The sequence below is a fragment of the Aquimarina agarilytica ZC1 genome, from assembly GCF_000255455.1.
Taxonomy (GTDB): domain Bacteria; phylum Bacteroidota; class Bacteroidia; order Flavobacteriales; family Flavobacteriaceae; genus Aquimarina; species Aquimarina agarilytica.
Genome location: NZ_JH621274.1, coordinates 14,869 through 32,728, shown reverse-complemented (window position 1 = coordinate 32,728; position 17,860 = coordinate 14,869). Strand labels below are relative to the sequence as shown.

The following is a 17,860-nucleotide window of genomic DNA, read 5'->3' as shown; positions in this document are numbered from 1 at the left end:
TTATGGGACAAGAGATAAAAGAAAGATATTCTGATGAGCATTTAGCTGAATTTAAGGCGATCATTTTAGATAAAATAGCTCATGCTCAACGTGATTTAGAATTATTGAAAAGTGCTTATAAAAATGACGGAAATAATGGTACTGATGATACATCACCTACGTTTAAAGCCTTTGAAGAAGGGAGTGAAACGATGTCGAAAGAAGCCAACTCTCAATTAGCAATACGTCAAGAGAAATTTTTAAGGGATTTAAAGAATGCGTTAAATCGTATTGAAAATAAAACCTATGGTATTTGTCGTGTTACAGGTAAATTAATTAATCCAGAGCGTTTAAAATTAGTTCCTCACGCTACATTGAGTATTGAGGCAAAAAAAATGCAAAAGAAATAAAAGAATAAGTGATTTTAAAATGCAACGCTTCCCATTTTGGAAGCGTTTCTTTTTAAGAGTTGGAAATTTTAAGTAAAAAAATGAATTTAAAAAAGGCTTCGTTACTAATTTTATTAGTCCTTATAATTGATCAGGTTTCAAAAATATATGTAAAAACACACTTTGCTTTAGGTGATTCATATGAAGTATTTAGTTGGTTTAAAATACATTTTGTTGAAAATGAAGGTATGGCATGGGGAGTTAAAATTCCTGGTTTATACGGTAAGCTATTTTTAAGTTTATTTAGGTTAGTAGCTATCTCTGGTATTGGGTATTGGTTATGGGATAGTATACGTAAAAAGCAACCTAATTTACTTATTGTATCTATTTCATTAATATTCGCTGGTGCTACAGGGAATATTTTAGATTCCATTTTTCAAGGAATCTTTTTTAGTCATAGCAATGGACAAGTAGCTACATTTATGCCTGTCGAAGGTGGATACGCTTCCGTTTTTTATGGAAAAGTAGTTGATATGCTTTACTTTCCATTATACGAAGGTGTTTTGCCTGAGTGGATTCCCATTTGGGGAGGTACCTACTTTACCTTTTTTGAGCCTGTTTTTAATGTAGCCGATTCTGCAATTTGTATTGCCGTTATTCTATTAATTTTATTTAATAAAAAAGTATTTCCTAAGGAAGAAAATTTGAATATCCGTAATTAGCCATAATTGATAAAAAAGGTTTATTTTAGATAAAAAATCAAGGATGAATATTTTCAGTTTTATAGCCCATTTTGACAGTGAAGAAACTTGCCGTAATCACTTTAAGGCAGAGCGAGATAAAATAGGCGTTAATTGCAAAAGGTGTGCTCATACTAGTCATTATTGGATAAAGAGTAAATGGAGTTATGAGTGTAAAAAATGCCGAAGCAGAACTTCGCTGAGAAGCGGAACAATTATGCAAAGTTCTAATCTATCTTTTCTAGTTTGGTACAAGACGATGTTTTTATTAACTACTACAAAAAAAGGCTTTTCAAGTAAAGAAATTCAGAATCAATTAGGCTTGAAACGCTACGAGCCAGTATGGGCGATGGTACATAAACTTCGTAAAGCTATGGGTAATAGAGATGCTCGTTACACTTTAGAGGGAATGATAGAAATGGATGAAGGTTATTTTACTGTAGAGGCTTCAGAAATAGAGAAAAACAAAGGAGTTAGAGGTCGTGGAGCTGCAGGAAAATCAAACGTGGCAATTATGGCTGAATCCACCGTTTTAGAAGATATAAATACTGGAAAAGCACAAAGGCAGTGTGGTTTTTTTAAAGCTAAAGTTTTAGAAAATCATAAGGCAGAAGGCATAAATCAAACTATACAAGAATCCATAAAAGACACCAGTATAGTATTCACTGACAAAAGTACTTCATATATTGATATAGCAGATTTTGTAGAGCTACATTACACAGAAAAATCAGACAAACAAACCACAATAGAGACATTAAAATCGGTACATATAACCATAAGTAATGCTAAAAGAAATTTGCCAGGAAATTATCACAAAATTAAAGGAAAATATCTGCAGTTGTACCTCAATGAGTTTGTATATAAACTAAATCGAAGATACTTTGAAGACAAACTCTTTGATAGGCTAGTAATTGCTAATATTACAGGATTATGAGTAAAAACGGATATTCAATAAGAAAATTAAGAAGCAATAACATTACAAATAGTCTCGAAGGTTTTAAGCGATATCGGTTTGGAAATGTAATCCTGAACGCTATCAATATTTTTGGCCTTTTCCGAGTCCATAGGATCAATGGATGAACTTACTACATATAGACTAGGTTTTAATCCTAGGTTTGATTTTAGTTGATTGTATTGTTCTAAAAATTCCCAGCCATTCATAACAGGCATATTTAGATCTAATAAAATAAGCTCAGGTAATTGCTGAATTTCTAAATTTTCTTGACTAAAATAATCTATAGCTTCTTTACCATTTTTAAAAACAATAATTTTTTCGCAGAGTTTTTTTAGCTGAAGTAATTTTTTTACCAACTTAATATATACAGTATCGTCATCGATAATGCAGGTGAGTTTCAATGTTGGGGGCATATTGACTAACTTTGTGTTATTTCAAAAATAAAGTTACGAATTTACTTTTGCTATATTTTTGTGTTTTATTAGATGAAATTGTAGGTTTTGTCGGGCAAAGTGCAATAATCTAACGGAACATCTCGTATATCGACGTCATTTATTTTAGTTTCGGCTTCAAAAAAAGATAAGCCTACACAGAGTTTAGGTTTAGAAGAAGCTAAAAACCGATCATAAAAGCCTTTTCCGTAACCAACTCGGTTTCCTTGTGTGTCAAATGCCAAAAGGGGTACGAAAACTACATCAATTTTATTATCCGGTATAGGGATTCCATCATTAGGTTCTGGAATACCCCATTTATTTACTGATAATATAGTTTGGTCGGTAAGTAAAAAGTGAGAGAGACTTCCGTCAGAAAAATTACTTTTAGAAATCACTATGTGTTTATCCTTTCCTTGTAGAATGTGTAGTATAAATTCAGTGTCAATTTCGTTTTGAGTGCTAATAGGTAAAAAAATATGATAGTATTGGTGTTCCCAGATATTTAATTGTAATAATTGATTAGCAATGGCTATACTTTTTTCTTCAATTTCAATAGGAGTAAACTGCGCTCTAAGTTGCTTGTATTTTTTTCTGAGTTCCTTTTTAGTCATTTGATATTTTTTTATCACTACTTATATGAAAAATAGCATCACCTTGATATACAATAGGAGCTTCATTAGTGTTAATAATGTAACCTTTATTAGTTGCTTTTACTACATGTCTTTTTGTGCCATAGGGGTCAGTAATTACAGCAAGTTCATCTCCTTTTTTAACAAAAGTACCACAGGCTACTTTAAGGTGAATTAATCCACTGTATTTGGCGCGTATCCAGTGACTATTTTCAATAATAACAGAGCCAGTTTTAGGTGTTTCAATTTCAAATGTTGATTGTAACATACCCAAATGTTTTAAAACGCGCATGGTTCCCTCTATACCTTCTTTAGCAATAGCTTTATCATTTGAAAGGGACTTCCCTCCTTCGAATAATAAGATTGTTTTCCCTTTTTTTGAGCAGGTTGCTCTATAAGATTTATCAATATTTTTTGAATAAAGCAGGAAAGGGGCATTAAAAACATGGGCCAGTTCTAAGCTAATTTCATTGTTTTTTGATATTCTAATTTGAGGCGCATTATATCGACTAGCTCCCCCAGTATGAAAATCGATACAAATATCCGCATGAGGTAAAATTTCGGTACTAAATTGATAAGCAAATTGACTGGCAAGGGATCCGTTTTTTGAACCAGGAAAAACACGATTTAAATCACGTCCATCGGGGAAATTCCTGCTCATAGACAAAAAACCAAAAACATTAAGTACTGGAATACATATAATAGTGCCTTTTGCGGGTCTATTAATTTTTTTTTGAATCAATTGACGTACAATTTCAACACCATTAATTTCGTCACCATGAATACCTGCTGTTATTAAAACTACTGGACCAGGAATTTTTGATCGCTCTACAACTATAGGAATTTCAACTTTTGTCGAGGTGTAAAGTTTGGCGATATTTAGGTTAATTGTTTTACGTTGACCTAGTTTAATTTCCTGACCTAAAATTTGTAAAATATCTGTATTCATACATTAAATATTTTTTTCAATGTATCTAATTATAGTTTTAGCAACATTTTTTTTTGTGGCTTTTTCAATGCCTTCGAGTCCGGGTGAAGAATTTACTTCTAATATTAAAGGGCCACGTTCACTTTGAAGCATATCAACACCTGCAACAGCTAAGCCTAGTGCTTTGGTAGCCTTAATTGCTGCGATTTCCTCTTCGTCGGTTAATTCAATAATACTAGCTTTTCCACCTTGGTGCAAATTAGATCGAAACTCTCCTTCTTTACCTTGTCTTTTCATGGCGCCCACAACATGTCCATCAACAACAAATGCCCTAATGTCAGCTCCTTTAGCTTCTTTAACAAATTCTTGAACTATAACACGAGCTTGTAAGCCATTAAAAGCTTCAATTACCGATTTTGCAGCGTTTTTGGTTTCGGCTAAAACTACACCTAAACCTTGTGTACCTTCAAGTAATTTAATAATTAAAGGGGCGCCACCCACGTGGTTAATAACCTCGTCAACATTTTTAGAATAGTTGGTAAAAATTGTTTTTGGTAGCCCTAATTTTGCTTTGGTCAAAATTTGTAAACTTTGCAGTTTATCGCGCGAAAGTACTAATGCTTGTGAGCCCACGGTAGTCATCACACCCATCATTTCAAATTGGCGTACAACAGCAGTTCCATAGTAAGTTATTGATGCACCAATTCTAGGAATAACAGCATCTACCGATTCTAGCTTTTTACCTTTATAATAAATAGCTGGATTCTTTTTTTCAATAACAATATCACAGTTTATAGGATCTATAATACGAACATTATGATTTCTTTTTATAGCAGCTTGCGCAAGAGCATCGGTACTATATAAATTGGCGTTACGAGATAAGATAACGATATTCATAAGTTATTTTTTTTGGACATATGACAGGTTAAGTTGCTTGGGGTCTATAATAAATTTTCCGCTTAAAAATTTACGGCCAATTAAAACAGGAAAACGCATCTTGTCTCGATCATTTAAAGTTAGTGTAATTGGGTATGTTTTGTTAAATATAGTAATGCTTGTTTTAATGGAATACCTTTTCGAAGAAATGCCATTACTGCTTTTTACAACAGTGGTTTTATAAGTGTTAAATGTAATTTTTTTTTCGATAAATTGTTCATGTGTTTCATCTAAAAATTGACAATGTAACACATTGTTAATTTCTACTACATTTTTGCAATGAATACTTGATGTATAGGCACCACTATCAATTTTAATAGCAAGCTCGTAAAGACATAATTCTGTAAAATCAGCAATGTCCGATCTTCCGATGATTATTTTTTTCTTTTCCAAATTTTTAAGAAGTTGATAGTTAATGTTTGGAGCATAAATTAGACTAGTTTGTTTTAGGTGGTTTTTGTGTGTTATAAATGTATTTAAAAATATAAAAAAGGGGCAAAAAAAAAATTTTTTAAAAATAATTGAATTTAGTGGTAGGGTAATTTGCTTCTCAGGCGTTTTAATAGTGTATTTTGATTAGCTTGAGTAAACGGCTTAGGATTTTTAAAAGGTTTAAGTGCCTTAAAAGGATTAATAAAGTTGAAAGAACTGATAAGTAAAATATAGTGTGTTTAGTTTTTAGAGTTTTAATATATACCGTTGAAACTCTTTGGTAGTCCTCCCTTTTTATTTTAAATAGAAAGGGAGGTTTTTTTTAGTTAGCATCGAATAAAATTGGCGTTAAATACAAATTCTTAGCTTTAAATCATAGCGACTTTGATTTTGTCTAGATTTCGATATAAAATAGATTTTACGTTACGGTATTTGAATTAAGCTTAGTGTAAAGTGATTGAAATCTCATTTTGTATAGATATTTATTATAAATAATAGGGTAGGGTTTTTGAATAGTAGTTCGTTTTAAATAGAAAAAGACCACTATGGGAAAACTTCAAACAATCAATTCCGGATTATTAAAATTATCTTTTATTTTATGTGCTTCTTCCGTATCCAATGCGCAAACACCAAATAAACACGCTTTTTGTGGAGCTTCAAAAATGTTGGATTTACCCACCGAAAATATAGGAGGGCTGTTTAGAGTAAATCTGCACGAAGAAAAGGATGAAAATAATAATGATAATATTGATAAAGCTGAAGATATTAGTGATTTTCGTAAGGATAATTCATTAGTAAATTTAGGAGTTATTAATGGGAAAAATGCAAATTTTGACAAAAAACAATTATTGAAAAAGCATTTTACCGAAGATGAAATTAGAGGTAACGATGATCTATTACACGCCGAGCTTTTAAATTTTAATGGACCCATTACTGTTATTGAAGGCACATCATTTTTAGGGAATGGTCCTATGAAATCGTATGATATAGATGTTTATAAAGTAAATTTAAAAGCAAATGATTTACTGAGTTTTGAATTTAATAAGGCTATTGCCGATGCTAATCAAAAATTAGAATTGGTAGTTGAGCTTTTAGACAAAGATTTAAATACCATAAACTTGGTTCGAATTACAGATGATTTTTCGCTGCGTTATTATGCCGAAAAAACAGATTCATACTATATGAGGATTTATAATGACAATTTTTTTGACGAAATTAAGGAGCCTGTAGATCCTGAAAAGGAAGTGAACTATGGATTTACAATTGATATTGGACGTGAATATAATGATGACTATTACAAGTTGAATTTAAAAAAAGAAGACGTATTAGTATTTAAATCTACCAGTAGATCTGTAGTTGATTTTAGTTTATATAATCCTGCATTAGAAAAAATTTATACAGCTTATCAATTAGTCGGAGCGAGTAATTCTTTTGTTATTGGCGAAGATGGAGGACCTTTAGGTAATTCGCCGGGGGCATTTAACTTAACAGGGACGTACACAATTCCAGAAACAGGAACCTATACTTTTAGAGCGGGAACCTATGGGATAGAAGAAGATTACGAAATAGAGACTTTTATAGGGAGACCAGGGTATGAATTGAATAAAGGAAAAAGGCATATTGTTTATCTTGATTTTACTGGAGAAAAAATACGATCAAATGTAAATACACAAAGGGCCGATTTTAAGCCCTTAAAATATAATAACTTAAAAGGAGTCGAAGGTGAAATCGAAGTAGTAATCCCAGCATTTAAAGAGTATTTAGAAAATTGGGGTATTGAAAAAACAGATGAAAATACACAACGATTGGCTAAAAAAATTACTGAACAAGTGGAACTTGATTTTGAGGAATTAAAGCAAAAAAACTTAAACCCTAATTATGATATTACGTTTATTTCGGATTTAGGAGATCCTTTTTTAGGAGAAGTATTACCAGATACTATGGAAGATCTAGGAATAGAGTACAATCGTGTATATTTAGGAGGAAGTCTTAATGACTTTAATATTAATGATGACTCAACTTTTAGTGGTATTGCGAGTTCTGTAGATATCGGAAATTATGAATATGATAATCATGCCATAGTTCTTCTAGAATCTTTTAGTAGCAAATATAACAGTACCTATAGCTTTAATTTTGTTGACCTAGTCAAAGGAAGTAAAAAGGAAGATTTAATAGCCAAAGGTGTGTCGGTAGTTGTATCACATGAAGCAGCACATTTTTTTGGTATGGAACATACTGCACAACATAGTGATGGTGTAAATTTTGATATCATGAATTCAGGCTTGGAAAATCATAAATTAGTGGGACTACAATTTGATGAAAAATTTGATAATTCAAAAGCAGTAAACCTTTCTTTTGATGCCGGTAAATATGATGATGGATTTTCAGTTGGTGAAAATTTGGTTGATTTTAATTTATCAACAGCACTGGGATATTTACCAGAGCGATCTTATAAAAGTTTAAACAAGGAAGATGATATCATACAAAAATTGAAAAAGCTAGAGGATCGAGTATTAAATAAAATTGCTAGTGCCGAAAATAAAGCACAAGTTATTGCTTACACAAATCCAGGGACCAAAAAAGAAATAACATTAAAAATTACGTCTCAAATTGTAGGGAAAGTAGCTGTTAACCTTTTCGATAATAAAGGGGCTTTAGTTGCGCAAGTATACGAGGATACTTTAGAAACAAACGAAACTAAAGAATTACAAATATCATCGGATACGTATAAGTTAAGTAAAGGAATGTATATATATCAAGTAGCATTTCCTCAAAAAACGGTAACTGGAAAAATACAGCTTAAATAAAACAAGCACATATTTTTGAATTTAGGAACAATTTAAAATTGTATAATAAACGAGCGTCTTTGTTTATGTATAAAAAACAAAGATGCTTTTTAATTGAATAAATACTCAAAAAAAACAGGAAATCAGTAGATAATTTTATCTTTGAGTTATGGACATTTCAGCCATAGATTTACAAGTAAAAGTGCTGCCTAGCACGCCAGGTGTTTATCAGTATTTTGATAAAGAAGGGAAAATACTGTACATAGGTAAGGCAAAAAATTTAAAAAAAAGAGTAGCTTCCTATTTTTCTAAAAATCATGACAGTGCGCGTCTTCGGATTTTAGTTCGAAAAATAGTAACGATAAAGCACATTGTGGTTAATACCGAGTCAGATGCCTTATTGTTAGAAAATACACTAATAAAAAAGCATCAACCTCGCTATAATATTTTACTTAAGGATGATAAATCCTATCCATGGATTTGCATAAAAAACGAGCGATTCTCCAGAGTGTTTAGTACCCGTAGGCTAATCAAAGATGGCTCAGAATATTTTGGACCTTACACAAACAAAAATGTGTTATACACATTATTAAATTTAATAAAAGAATTATATCCTTTACGCACTTGTAATTATGATTTATCTCCATCAAATATACAATCGGGAAAATATAAGGTTTGTTTAGAGTATCATTTAAAAAATTGTAAAGGGCCATGCGAAGATTATCAGTCTGAGGATGAGTATAAAACATATATTTCAGCAGTAAGAAACATATTAAAAGGCAACTTTAAGGATGCTATACAGTCTTTTAATAAACAAATGTTATTACATGCCGAGACTATGGAATTTGAACAAGCACAACAATACAAGTTAAAAATTGAAGCGCTCCAAAACTACCAATCAAAATCAACAGTAGTAAGTGCTAAAATTAGTAATGTTGATATATTTAGTATTGAAAGTGATGAGAGTTATGCTTATGTGAATTTTATGCAAGTGCATTACGGCTCAGTGGTACGTTCACATACAACCGAAATAAAAAAGAAGTTAGAAGAAACAGATGCCGAAATTTTAGAGCTAGCAGTCGTTGAATTTAGAACACGATTTAAATCGCTTTCGCGAGAAGTTTTACTGCCTTTTCCCGTAGCAGTTCCAGAAGGGCTAAAAATAACCATACCTCAATTAGGTGATAAAAAAAAGTTAATCGATCTTTCGTTACGAAATGCCAAGTATAGTAGGCAAGAGCGTTTCAAACAAATTAAAATTGTTGATCCCGAAAGACATACTAAGCGCATGTTGGCTCAAATACAAAAGGATTTACGATTACCTGCTTTGCCAGTACATATGGAATGTTTTGATAATTCAAACATACAAGGGACTAACCCAGTAGCAGCATGTGTGGTGTTCAAAAATGCAAAACCAAGTAAAAAAGATTACCGAAAATTTAATATAAAAACAGTTGAAGGCCCAGATGATTTTGCGTCAATGGAAGAGGTTGTATACCGAAGATATAAACGTTTGTTAGATGAAGAACAGTCGTTGCCTCAATTAATTATCGTTGATGGAGGTAAAGGACAATTGTCATCGGGATTAAAAGCCTTGGATCAATTAGGTATACGTGGAAAGGTAACTATTGTTGGAATAGCAAAACGTTTGGAGGAAATTTACTACCCAGGTGATTCGTATCCCTTATATTTGGATAAAAAATCGGAGAGTTTAAAAATAATCCAACACATGCGTAATGAAGCTCATCGTTTTGGTATTACTTTTCATAGGCAAAAACGTAGTAAAGCAGCTCTGGAAACAGAGTTAGACGCTATCCCTGGTATTGGCGAAAAAACAGCCATAAGTTTATTAACGCATTTTAGGTCCGTAGCTCGGATTAAAACGGCCAATAAAGCAGAGTTAGCTGAGGTCGTAGGTATATCAAAAGCGCAAAAGATTATCGATTTTTACAAAGATTAAAAACCAATTTTACCGAAGTATTTTGAAGTGTTTTTTAATTTTAATAACAACTCTTTTCTGTTTGCTTAATGTAGAAGCACAACAGCAACAAACGGATTCTACCGATGTAAAAGTAGGTCTTGTGTTAAGTGGAGGTGGCGCAAAAGGTTTGGCACATATTGGAGTGTTAAAAGTAATTGAAAAAGCAGGAGTCCGCTTGGACTATATTTCGGGCTCAAGCATGGGTGCCATAGTTGGGGGCTTATATGCATCGGGTTATTCGGCAAAGCAATTAGATTCTCTTTTTCATACCGTGGATTTTAATAACCTAATTCAGGATATATTACCTAGAGATAGTAAAACATTTTATGAAAAAGAAGATGCCGAAAAATATGCATTAACCTTGCCTATAGTTGATAAAAAAGTAAGTCTTCCTAAAGGAATTTCTAATGGACAAAATTTTTATAATTTCTATTCAAAATTAACTACTCATGTAAGGCATATTAGTGATTTTGGTAAACTCCCAATTCCTTTTTTTTGTACAGGCACAGATATTGAAACTGGTGAAGGACTTATTTTTGATAAGGGTTATTTGCCAGATGCTGTTACTGCTAGTGGGGCTTTGCCTACAGTGTATAGCCCAGTTAAATATAAAGGACGTTTAGTTACCGATGGAGGAGTAACAAATAATTATCCTATTGAAGAAATTAAAAAACGTGGTGTAGAACTAGTTATTGGAGTTGATGTTCAAGATACATTAATGAATAAAAAACAATTGAATTCGGTAACAAATATAATGTTGCAAATAAGCAATTTTAGGACAATTAAGGATATGAAACGTAAACAACCACTTACGGATGTTTACATAAAACCAGATATAAAAGATTATTCCGTAATTAGTTTTGATCGTGGTGATGAAATTATTGATGAAGGAGCGCGTAGCGCAGAAGAACAAATTACTATTTTGAAGGAAATAGCGGCCAAACAATCATCTTTGTTTAAAAAAGAAACAATAAAGAGGAATAAGGATATACTAGCTGTTTTTTTAGATATTGAAGGCCATAAACGATTTACAAGAGCTTACATAAAAGGAAAGTTAAGGTTAAAAACACCTTCTTTTGTTAGTTTGGAGGATTTAAATAAAGGGTTAGATAACCTATATAGTACTGGTAATTTTGAACGCATTCGGTATAAAATTAGACAGAAAAGTTTAATAGACAGTGAAATTCAAATCAAGGTTGAAGAAAGTCCAATTAAAAGTTTTGTGCGTTTTGGATTGCATTATGATAATTTATACAAATCGGCAGCCTTAGTAAATTACACACGTAAAAATTTATTTTTTAAAAGTGATGTATTGTCCTTAGATGGTATTTTAGGGGATCAGCCTAGGTATAATTTTAATTATTACATTGATAAGGGATATTACTGGAGTGTTGGAATAAATCATAGGCTCTATCAATATGAAAGAGCCTTGGATTTTGCGTTTGTAAGAAACCGATTAGGCTTACCAGATCTGCCTATTAATTTTTTGGATTTTGAAACGCTTGATATCACATCTCAATTGTATTTAGAAACTATATTGGGACAAAAATTTGGATTCAGAATTGGAATAGAACATAAGTTTTTAAAAAATTCTACCGAAACTATTGGCGTAAATAGAAACCAAGTACCAGGTACTGTTTTTTCAAATATTAATTATTACAGTGCCTATGCGGCTGTTAAATATGATAGTTTAGACGATAAATATTTTCCTACTACAGGAGTGCTTTTTGAAGGATCATTTTCTGGTTACCCTTTTTCTTCTATTCCTTCGGAAGAATTTGAGGAATTCGCAGTGACAAAATTATCATTAAGCTCCGCAGCACCCATTAAAACTAATTTAACTGGTTTATTACAAGTTGAAGGAGGAGTACGTTTAGGGAATACAACGGGAGTAAATTCATTGGACTTCTTTTTAGGAGGATTTGGATCAAAAACGATTAACAATCAAGTTTCCTTTTATGGATATGATTTTTTACAACTTTCAGGGGAAAGTTACGTTAAAGGTTTAGTACAATTAGATTATAATTTTTGGAAAAAACATCATTTAAATGTGGCGGCTAATTTCGCAAATGTAGGTGACGAAATTTTTAATCTCAGGGACATTTATGAATTAAAAGGTTTTTCGGGTTATGCATTAGGTTATGGGTACAATTCTCCAATAGGGCCAATACAAGTAAAGTATTCTTTTTCGGATGATCCTAAAACAGTATCTGAAGTGTTTTTTAGTGTAGGTTATTGGTTTTAGTTCAATGGAGCATTAACAAGGTTTTTTAGGTGAATTTTTTGGGGTTTTTATAAGATAGTAATGGTGAGACTTAATCAATACTTACTGATTTGACAGTACTGTATTTGTTAGACATAATGGTTTTAATTAATTTTGGAATAGAAATTGACTATATGTAATTGTATTAACGTTTTTTGTTTTTTTAAAAAGCGTAAAAATTAAAAAATATGAAAAAATTTATCGCATACATAGCAGTCTTGTTTGGTTTTTTTTCTATGTTTTCTCAAACTACAGAAAAGGAGCCCGTATTTTCGAATAATGAATATATTGAATTCAAAATAAAATACTTGAGCTTTAATACAAGTACGGCATCATTACAAACAACAAAAGAAACTTTGGAAGGTAAAGATGTGTACCATGTAGTAGGTAAAGGAAGATCTTCAAAATTTTTAAGCTTTTTCTTTAAAATACGGGATCAATATGAAACTATAATTGATGCTAAAACTTATTTGCCTTATAAATTTGTGCGTAATATTAATGAAGGTGGATATACAAAAGACATAGTTATTGATTTTGATCAAACCAATAACAAAGCTTTAGTAAATAATAAAAAACACAAAACAAAAAAAACATTTGATGTAGTACCTAATGTACATGACATGTTATCATCATTTTACTATTTGCGAAACGTTATTGATACCTCTAATTTAAAAGTGGGAGATGAAGAGTCGTTAACAATGTTTTTTGATGAAGAAAATTTTAAGTTTAAATTGCGCTTTTTAGGAAAAGAAACCATTAGAACAAAATATGGAAAAAAAGCTTGTTTAAAGTTTAGACCCATGGTAATGGCAGATCGTGTTTTTAAAGAAGAGGAAAGCTTGACCGTATGGATAAGCAACGATGAAAATAAGATTCCTGTAAAGATTTCTGCGGATTTGGCAGTAGGGTCTTTAACAGCAAATCTTTCTAAATACAGTGGATTAAAGTATCCATTTGTAACAAATTAATGATGTATGAGTAAATCGCTAGATCCCGAAATTGTAAAGCGTTTAGAACAATTAGAAGAAAAGTTTCGAAACTCCGGTCAGGATTTGGGATCTTACCTAGATGGGTTGTTACATGATCGTTATTTAACCTATTGGGATTATATTCATTTGGATACCTTATTGAGTTTGCAAATACCACGAACTCATTTTCCCGATGAAGAGATTTTTATTACCTATCATCAAATTACCGAGCTTTATTTTAAATTGATTATTCATGAAATGAAGCAAATAGTTGATGATAAATTGCAAACAGCAGCTTTTTTTATTGAAAAGTTGAATCGTATAAATCGTTACTTTAATGTGCTCACGGATTCCTTTGATATTATGGTTAAAGGAATGGACAAAGAGCAGTTTTTAAAGTATCGAATGTCTTTACTCCCAGCAAGTGGATTTCAGTCGGTACAATTTAGAATGATAGAAGTGTACGCCACACCGTTATGTAATTTAGTAAATGATAAAGAGCGTGGAAATTATTCTGAAAATGAAGCCTTGGAGGATACCTATGAGCGATTGTATTGGAAGTTTGGTGCAACCGAAACAGAAACGGGTGAAAAAACCTTGACACTCAAACAATTCGAGTACAGGTATACGCCGCGTTTAATGCGTATAGCCAATCAAGTACAGGATAGTACCGTATATCAAAGTTTTAAAAATCTTCCAGAAAGCGAGCAAAACAATGCAACGCTTATCAAAGCAATGCGTACTTTTGATGCTAATGTAAATGTCAATTGGTGCTTGGTACATTTAAAGGCAGCATATAGGTATTTGAATAAAACAGGAAATAAATCAGTAGCAGCAACAGGAGGAACTAATTGGAAACAATTTTTACCACCAACTTTCCAAAATATAAGTTTTTTTCCTTCGTTGTGGAGTGAAGAAGAATTAGCAAATTGGGGAAAAAAATGGGTCGAAGATTTAGTAAATACGAGTAATTAATAATGTTTAAAAAGGGACTTTTTTTAGTTATAGCTATAGGTTTCATTGCGTGTAAAAAACACACGCCTCCACCCCAAATTGAAGTTGAGGAAACAGCACCACTCCCGCCCATAGTAAAAGAGTTTGATTTTGTGTTAAATGACTACCATGTAGTTAAGGATACTATAAAATCGGGAGATAGTTTTGGTGCTATTATGGATGCTCATGGAGTCAATAGATCTCAAGTTTTCGAAATTTCAAACAAAGTAAAAGATAGTTTTAATGTTGCTAGAATTGCAGTAGGGAAACCTTACACTATTTTAAAGTCAAAGGATAGTATGGCTCAAGTGAAAGCATTCATTTATCAAAAGAGTAAAGTTAGTTACACGGTTGTACATGTTGATGATTCTATTTATGCCCTTAATAAAAAGAAAAAGGTAGTTACCAAGCGTAGGTCAATGACCGGAGTTATTGAAAGTTCGTTATCGCAAACCATCGAAAATGAAAACGTTTCTCCATACTTAACACATATGCTTTCGGGTATTTATCAATGGAGTATTGATTTTTTTAAAATCCAAAAAGGAGATCGCTTTAAAGTGATTTTTACAGAACAATATTTAGAAGATGGAACCTATGTAGGAATTAATGACATAGAAGCTTCTATTTTTGAACATAACAATACTCCATTTTATGCTTTTCAATATGAAGTTAAGGAAAGTGAAAAAAAGGAAACCTCCTATTACGATGATCAGGCAAAATCATTACAAAGCTTTTTTCTGAAAGCACCGCTACAGTTTAGTCGTATTTCATCACGTTATTCACGCAGAAGGTTTCACCCGGTTCAAAAACGATGGAAATCACACAAAGGAACTGATTATGCTGCTCCTCATGGTACACCGATTTGGTCTACAGCAAATGGAACAGTAATAAAGGCAGGTTATACTTCCGGAAACGGAAAATATGTAAAAGTAAAGCACAATAATAAGTATAGTACACAGTATTTACATATGTCCAAAATTTTAGTGAAAAAAGGGCAATACGTAAAACAAGGAGATGTTATTGGTCGTGTAGGGAGTACAGGTTTAGCAACTGGACCACATGTCTGTTATCGCTTTTGGGTAAATGGAAGACAAGTAGATCCTTACCGACAAAAATTGCCAAGTGCTAAAAACATTGAAGAAAAACATAAAGAGGCTTATTTTGAATTTATTAAGCCAATAAAAATAGCATTAGATAGTATACCTTTCAAATCAGCTAATAATAATCAAACTTATGAAGACATTACCATCTCAGAATCCAACTCAAACAACTGCTTGGAAAGCCTTACAGGCGCATTATAACCAAACAAAAGATCAACACTTAAAAGATCTTTTTAAGGAAGATGCTACCAGAGGAGATGCCTTTAAAATTCAATGGGAAAATTTTTATGTGGATTATTCTAAAAACAGAATAAATGCCAAAACAATTGAATTGTTGTTGGACTTAGCTGAGGAGGTCGGTTTAACAGAAGCTATTAAAAATTATTTTGGGGGCGAGGCTATTAATGTAACGGAAAATAGAGCTGTGCAGCATATGGCTTTACGTGCTCCAGCATCTCAACAAACAATTGTTGATGGTGTTAATATTGTTGCCGAAGTTGATGAGGTAAAGCAAAAAATAAAAGGTTTTTGCGAAAAAGTAATATCGGGAGCTCATAAAGGATACACGGGAAAAGCAATTACTGATATTGTAAATATTGGTATTGGAGGATCGGATTTAGGTCCTGTAATGATTGTGGAATCTCTAGAATACTACAAAAATCATTTAAAAACGCACTTTATATCTAATGTTGATGGAGATCATATCCATCAAAATTTGAAAAAATTTGATCCTGAGACAACTTTGTTTGTAGTCGTTTCTAAAACATTTTCAACGCAAGAAACCTTATCAAACGCTACAACAGCGCGTACTTGGTTTATTGAAAAGGCAAGCGCAGCTGATGTAAGTAAGCATTTTGTTGCCGTTTCAAGTAATATTAAAAATGTGACCGAATTTGGTATCGCCGAAGAGAATATTTTCCCACTATGGGATTGGGTTGGAGGCCGTTTTTCATTATGGAGTGCCGTAGGCCTTTCGGTAGCATTGTCCATAGGTTTTGATCAATTTGAAGAGCTGCTAGCAGGTGCTCACGAGATGGATACACATTTTCAACAGGAGTCTTTTGATAAAAACATTCCAGTTTTATTAGCCTTGTTAAGTGTATGGTATAATAATTTTTATGGAGTAGAAACAGAAGCCATTATTCCTTACAGCCAATATTTACATCGTTTACCGGCTTATTTACAACAGGGAATAATGGAGAGTAACGGTAAAGGGGTTGATCGAAATGGTGATAAAATTGATTACCAAACGGGAACTATTATTTGGGGTGAAGCTGGGACAAATTCACAGCATGCTTTTTTCCAATTAATTCACCAAGGAACAAAAATTATTCCAACAGAATTTATTGGTTTTAAAAAATCATTGTTTGGAGATCAAGATCATCATGATAAATTAATGGCGAACTTTTTTGCGCAAACAGAAGCCTTAATGAATGGGAAAACTAAAAATGAAGTACTTTCAGAATTAGCTACAAAAAATTTATCCCAAACAGCATTAGATGCCTTAGCTCCTTTTAAAGAATTCCCAGGAAACAGACCAACCACCACATTGTTAATTGATAAATTAACACCAAAAGCATTAGGCTCATTGGTAGCCATGTATGAACATCGAATTTTTGTGCAAGGTATAGTTTGGAATATTTTTAGCTACGATCAGTGGGGGGTAGAATTAGGGAAACAATTGGCTTCGCAAATTTTAAATGAAATAAAGGATAACAGTCCAGAAGGTCATGATAGCTCAACATCAAATCTATTAAAAGCTTATTTAAAATAAAAGAAACAAATAGCCTTTACTTCAAGTAAAGGTTATTTGTTTCTTTTATTTTAATTTAGTACATTAGAATATAAAGAAGTATGGAAAACATTATAAAAATTGTTCATTCAACCTGGGCGTATTTAGTAGTAACTATATTGGTGTTAGCTACATTTAATGCCATTGCTGGTTTGGTTTCAAAAAGAGAATATCAAGCTAAAGATTTCAGAATTTCATTATTTGCATTAATTGTTACGCACTTACAATTAGTTATTGGACTTGTGTTATTATTTGTATCTGGAAAAATATTATGGTTTACGGATATTCCTGTAAAAGATATTATGAGAAATGCTGAAATGCGGTTGTATAATGTAGAGCATCCTACTGTAATGATATTGGCAATTGCAGCTTTAACTATTGGGTATTCAAAACATAAGAAAAAATTAACTTCAACACCTAAATTCAAGTTTTTAGCTATTTTTTATTCATTGGCATTATTATTGGTTCTTTCAAGAATACCTTGGAATGCATGGTTTTAAAAAACGGGGAATTGTTTTATAGTAATGAGCAAAATGCTTTTACAAAATTGATTGT

Annotated in this window: 16 protein-coding genes; 11 read left to right on the top strand and 5 right to left on the bottom strand. The window is 32.2% G+C overall.

What is annotated here, in order from left to right:
• The first annotated feature begins 2 nt into the window (after positions 1–2).
• The 3 genes from KQA_RS0213805 (at position 3) to KQA_RS0213795 (ending at position 2,042) form a co-directional block, all read left to right on the top strand.
• The gene (locus tag KQA_RS0213805; protein ID WP_010182015.1) at positions 3–389 is read left to right on the top strand and encodes a TraR/DksA family transcriptional regulator; all 387 of its coding nucleotides are present in this window, start codon (positions 3–5) and stop codon (positions 387–389) included.
• Positions 390–469: 80 nt separating this feature from the next.
• Positions 470–1,090 (top strand): lipoprotein signal peptidase, encoded by a 621-nt coding sequence (locus tag KQA_RS0213800; RefSeq protein WP_010182014.1) that lies wholly within the window; start codon positions 470–472, stop codon positions 1,088–1,090.
• A 43-nt stretch (positions 1,091–1,133) separates the two neighbouring features.
• Positions 1,134–2,042 (top strand): IS1595 family transposase, encoded by a 909-nt coding sequence (locus tag KQA_RS0213795; protein ID WP_029209602.1) that lies wholly within the window; start codon positions 1,134–1,136, stop codon positions 2,040–2,042.
• A 26-nt stretch (positions 2,043–2,068) separates the two neighbouring features.
• Here the strand turns inward: KQA_RS0213795 and KQA_RS0213790 are convergent, their stop codons facing one another.
• From KQA_RS0213790 to KQA_RS0213770, 5 genes are all read right to left on the bottom strand, one after another.
• Entirely contained in the window at positions 2,069–2,476 is a 408-nt protein-coding gene (locus KQA_RS0213790) for a response regulator (RefSeq protein ID WP_010182012.1), read from the bottom strand.
• Positions 2,477–2,544: 68 nt separating this feature from the next.
• Complete coding sequence (locus tag KQA_RS0213785) at positions 2,545–3,108, bottom strand: 5-formyltetrahydrofolate cyclo-ligase (protein ID WP_010182010.1); 564 nt, start codon at positions 3,106–3,108, stop codon at positions 2,545–2,547.
• A complete protein-coding gene (locus tag KQA_RS0213780; RefSeq protein ID WP_010182009.1) occupies positions 3,101–4,075 on the bottom strand; it encodes a succinylglutamate desuccinylase/aspartoacylase family protein in 975 nt (324 codons plus the stop codon). Before KQA_RS0213780 ends, KQA_RS0213785 begins: the two co-directional genes overlap by 8 nt.
• Positions 4,076–4,078: 3 nt before the next feature.
• A complete protein-coding gene (gene rimK, locus KQA_RS0213775) occupies positions 4,079–4,951 on the bottom strand; it encodes a 30S ribosomal protein S6--L-glutamate ligase (RefSeq protein ID WP_010182008.1) in 873 nt (290 codons plus the stop codon).
• 3 nt (positions 4,952–4,954) lie between these two features.
• Positions 4,955–5,383 (bottom strand): ATP-dependent zinc protease family protein, encoded by a 429-nt coding sequence (locus KQA_RS0213770; protein ID WP_010182007.1) that lies wholly within the window; start codon positions 5,381–5,383, stop codon positions 4,955–4,957.
• Between the two features lie 584 nt (positions 5,384–5,967).
• Between KQA_RS0213770 and KQA_RS0213765 the strand changes: the two genes are divergently transcribed.
• From KQA_RS0213765 to KQA_RS0213730, 8 genes are all read left to right on the top strand, one after another.
• Positions 5,968–8,229 carry a T9SS type A sorting domain-containing protein gene (locus KQA_RS0213765; protein ID WP_010182006.1) on the top strand — a complete coding sequence of 754 codons (2,262 nt, stop codon included), beginning with the start codon at positions 5,968–5,970 and terminating at the stop codon, positions 8,227–8,229.
• A gap of 148 nt (positions 8,230–8,377) precedes the next feature.
• On the top strand, positions 8,378–10,168 hold the full coding sequence (gene uvrC / locus KQA_RS0213760; RefSeq protein ID WP_010182005.1) for an excinuclease ABC subunit UvrC: 1,791 nt from the start codon (positions 8,378–8,380) through the stop codon (positions 10,166–10,168).
• 61 nt (positions 10,169–10,229) lie between these two features.
• The gene (locus tag KQA_RS0213755; RefSeq protein WP_010182004.1) at positions 10,230–12,434 is read left to right on the top strand and encodes a patatin-like phospholipase family protein; all 2,205 of its coding nucleotides are present in this window, start codon (positions 10,230–10,232) and stop codon (positions 12,432–12,434) included.
• A 206-nt stretch (positions 12,435–12,640) separates the two neighbouring features.
• Positions 12,641–13,420 (top strand): DUF3108 domain-containing protein, encoded by a 780-nt coding sequence (locus KQA_RS0213750; RefSeq protein WP_010182002.1) that lies wholly within the window; start codon positions 12,641–12,643, stop codon positions 13,418–13,420.
• A gap of 6 nt (positions 13,421–13,426) precedes the next feature.
• Positions 13,427–14,395, top strand: coding sequence for a tryptophan 2,3-dioxygenase family protein (locus KQA_RS0213745; RefSeq protein WP_010182001.1), 969 nt, complete (start codon positions 13,427–13,429; stop codon positions 14,393–14,395).
• A gap of 2 nt (positions 14,396–14,397) precedes the next feature.
• Positions 14,398–15,714, top strand: a complete 1,317-nt coding sequence (locus tag KQA_RS0213740; protein ID WP_010182000.1) for a M23 family metallopeptidase — start codon at positions 14,398–14,400, stop codon at positions 15,712–15,714.
• On the top strand, positions 15,647–17,287 hold the full coding sequence (gene pgi, locus KQA_RS0213735; protein ID WP_010181998.1) for a glucose-6-phosphate isomerase: 1,641 nt from the start codon (positions 15,647–15,649) through the stop codon (positions 17,285–17,287). Before KQA_RS0213740 ends, pgi begins: the two co-directional genes overlap by 68 nt.
• A gap of 80 nt (positions 17,288–17,367) precedes the next feature.
• Positions 17,368–17,805 carry a hypothetical protein gene (locus tag KQA_RS0213730; RefSeq protein WP_010181997.1) on the top strand — a complete coding sequence of 146 codons (438 nt, stop codon included), beginning with the start codon at positions 17,368–17,370 and terminating at the stop codon, positions 17,803–17,805.
• Positions 17,806–17,860 lie beyond the last annotated feature (55 nt).

Coding starts and splice junctions, on each gene's coding strand:
- KQA_RS0213805 (WP_010182015.1), top strand. CDS start 3: ATGGGACAAGAGATAAAAGAAAGATATTCTGATGAGCATTTAGCTGAA.
- KQA_RS0213800 (WP_010182014.1), top strand. CDS start 470: ATGAATTTAAAAAAGGCTTCGTTACTAATTTTATTAGTCCTTATAATT.
- KQA_RS0213795 (WP_029209602.1), top strand. CDS start 1,134: ATGAATATTTTCAGTTTTATAGCCCATTTTGACAGTGAAGAAACTTGC.
- KQA_RS0213790 (WP_010182012.1), bottom strand. CDS start 2,476: ATGCCCCCAACATTGAAACTCACCTGCATTATCGATGACGATACTGTA.
- KQA_RS0213785 (WP_010182010.1), bottom strand. CDS start 3,108: ATGACTAAAAAGGAACTCAGAAAAAAATACAAGCAACTTAGAGCGCAG.
- KQA_RS0213780 (WP_010182009.1), bottom strand. CDS start 4,075: ATGAATACAGATATTTTACAAATTTTAGGTCAGGAAATTAAACTAGGT.
- rimK (WP_010182008.1), bottom strand. CDS start 4,951: ATGAATATCGTTATCTTATCTCGTAACGCCAATTTATATAGTACCGAT.
- KQA_RS0213765 (WP_010182006.1), top strand. CDS start 5,968: ATGGGAAAACTTCAAACAATCAATTCCGGATTATTAAAATTATCTTTT.
- uvrC (WP_010182005.1), top strand. CDS start 8,378: ATGGACATTTCAGCCATAGATTTACAAGTAAAAGTGCTGCCTAGCACG.
- KQA_RS0213750 (WP_010182002.1), top strand. CDS start 12,641: ATGAAAAAATTTATCGCATACATAGCAGTCTTGTTTGGTTTTTTTTCT.
- KQA_RS0213745 (WP_010182001.1), top strand. CDS start 13,427: ATGAGTAAATCGCTAGATCCCGAAATTGTAAAGCGTTTAGAACAATTA.
- KQA_RS0213740 (WP_010182000.1), top strand. CDS start 14,398: ATGTTTAAAAAGGGACTTTTTTTAGTTATAGCTATAGGTTTCATTGCG.
- pgi (WP_010181998.1), top strand. CDS start 15,647: ATGAAGACATTACCATCTCAGAATCCAACTCAAACAACTGCTTGGAAA.
- KQA_RS0213730 (WP_010181997.1), top strand. CDS start 17,368: ATGGAAAACATTATAAAAATTGTTCATTCAACCTGGGCGTATTTAGTA.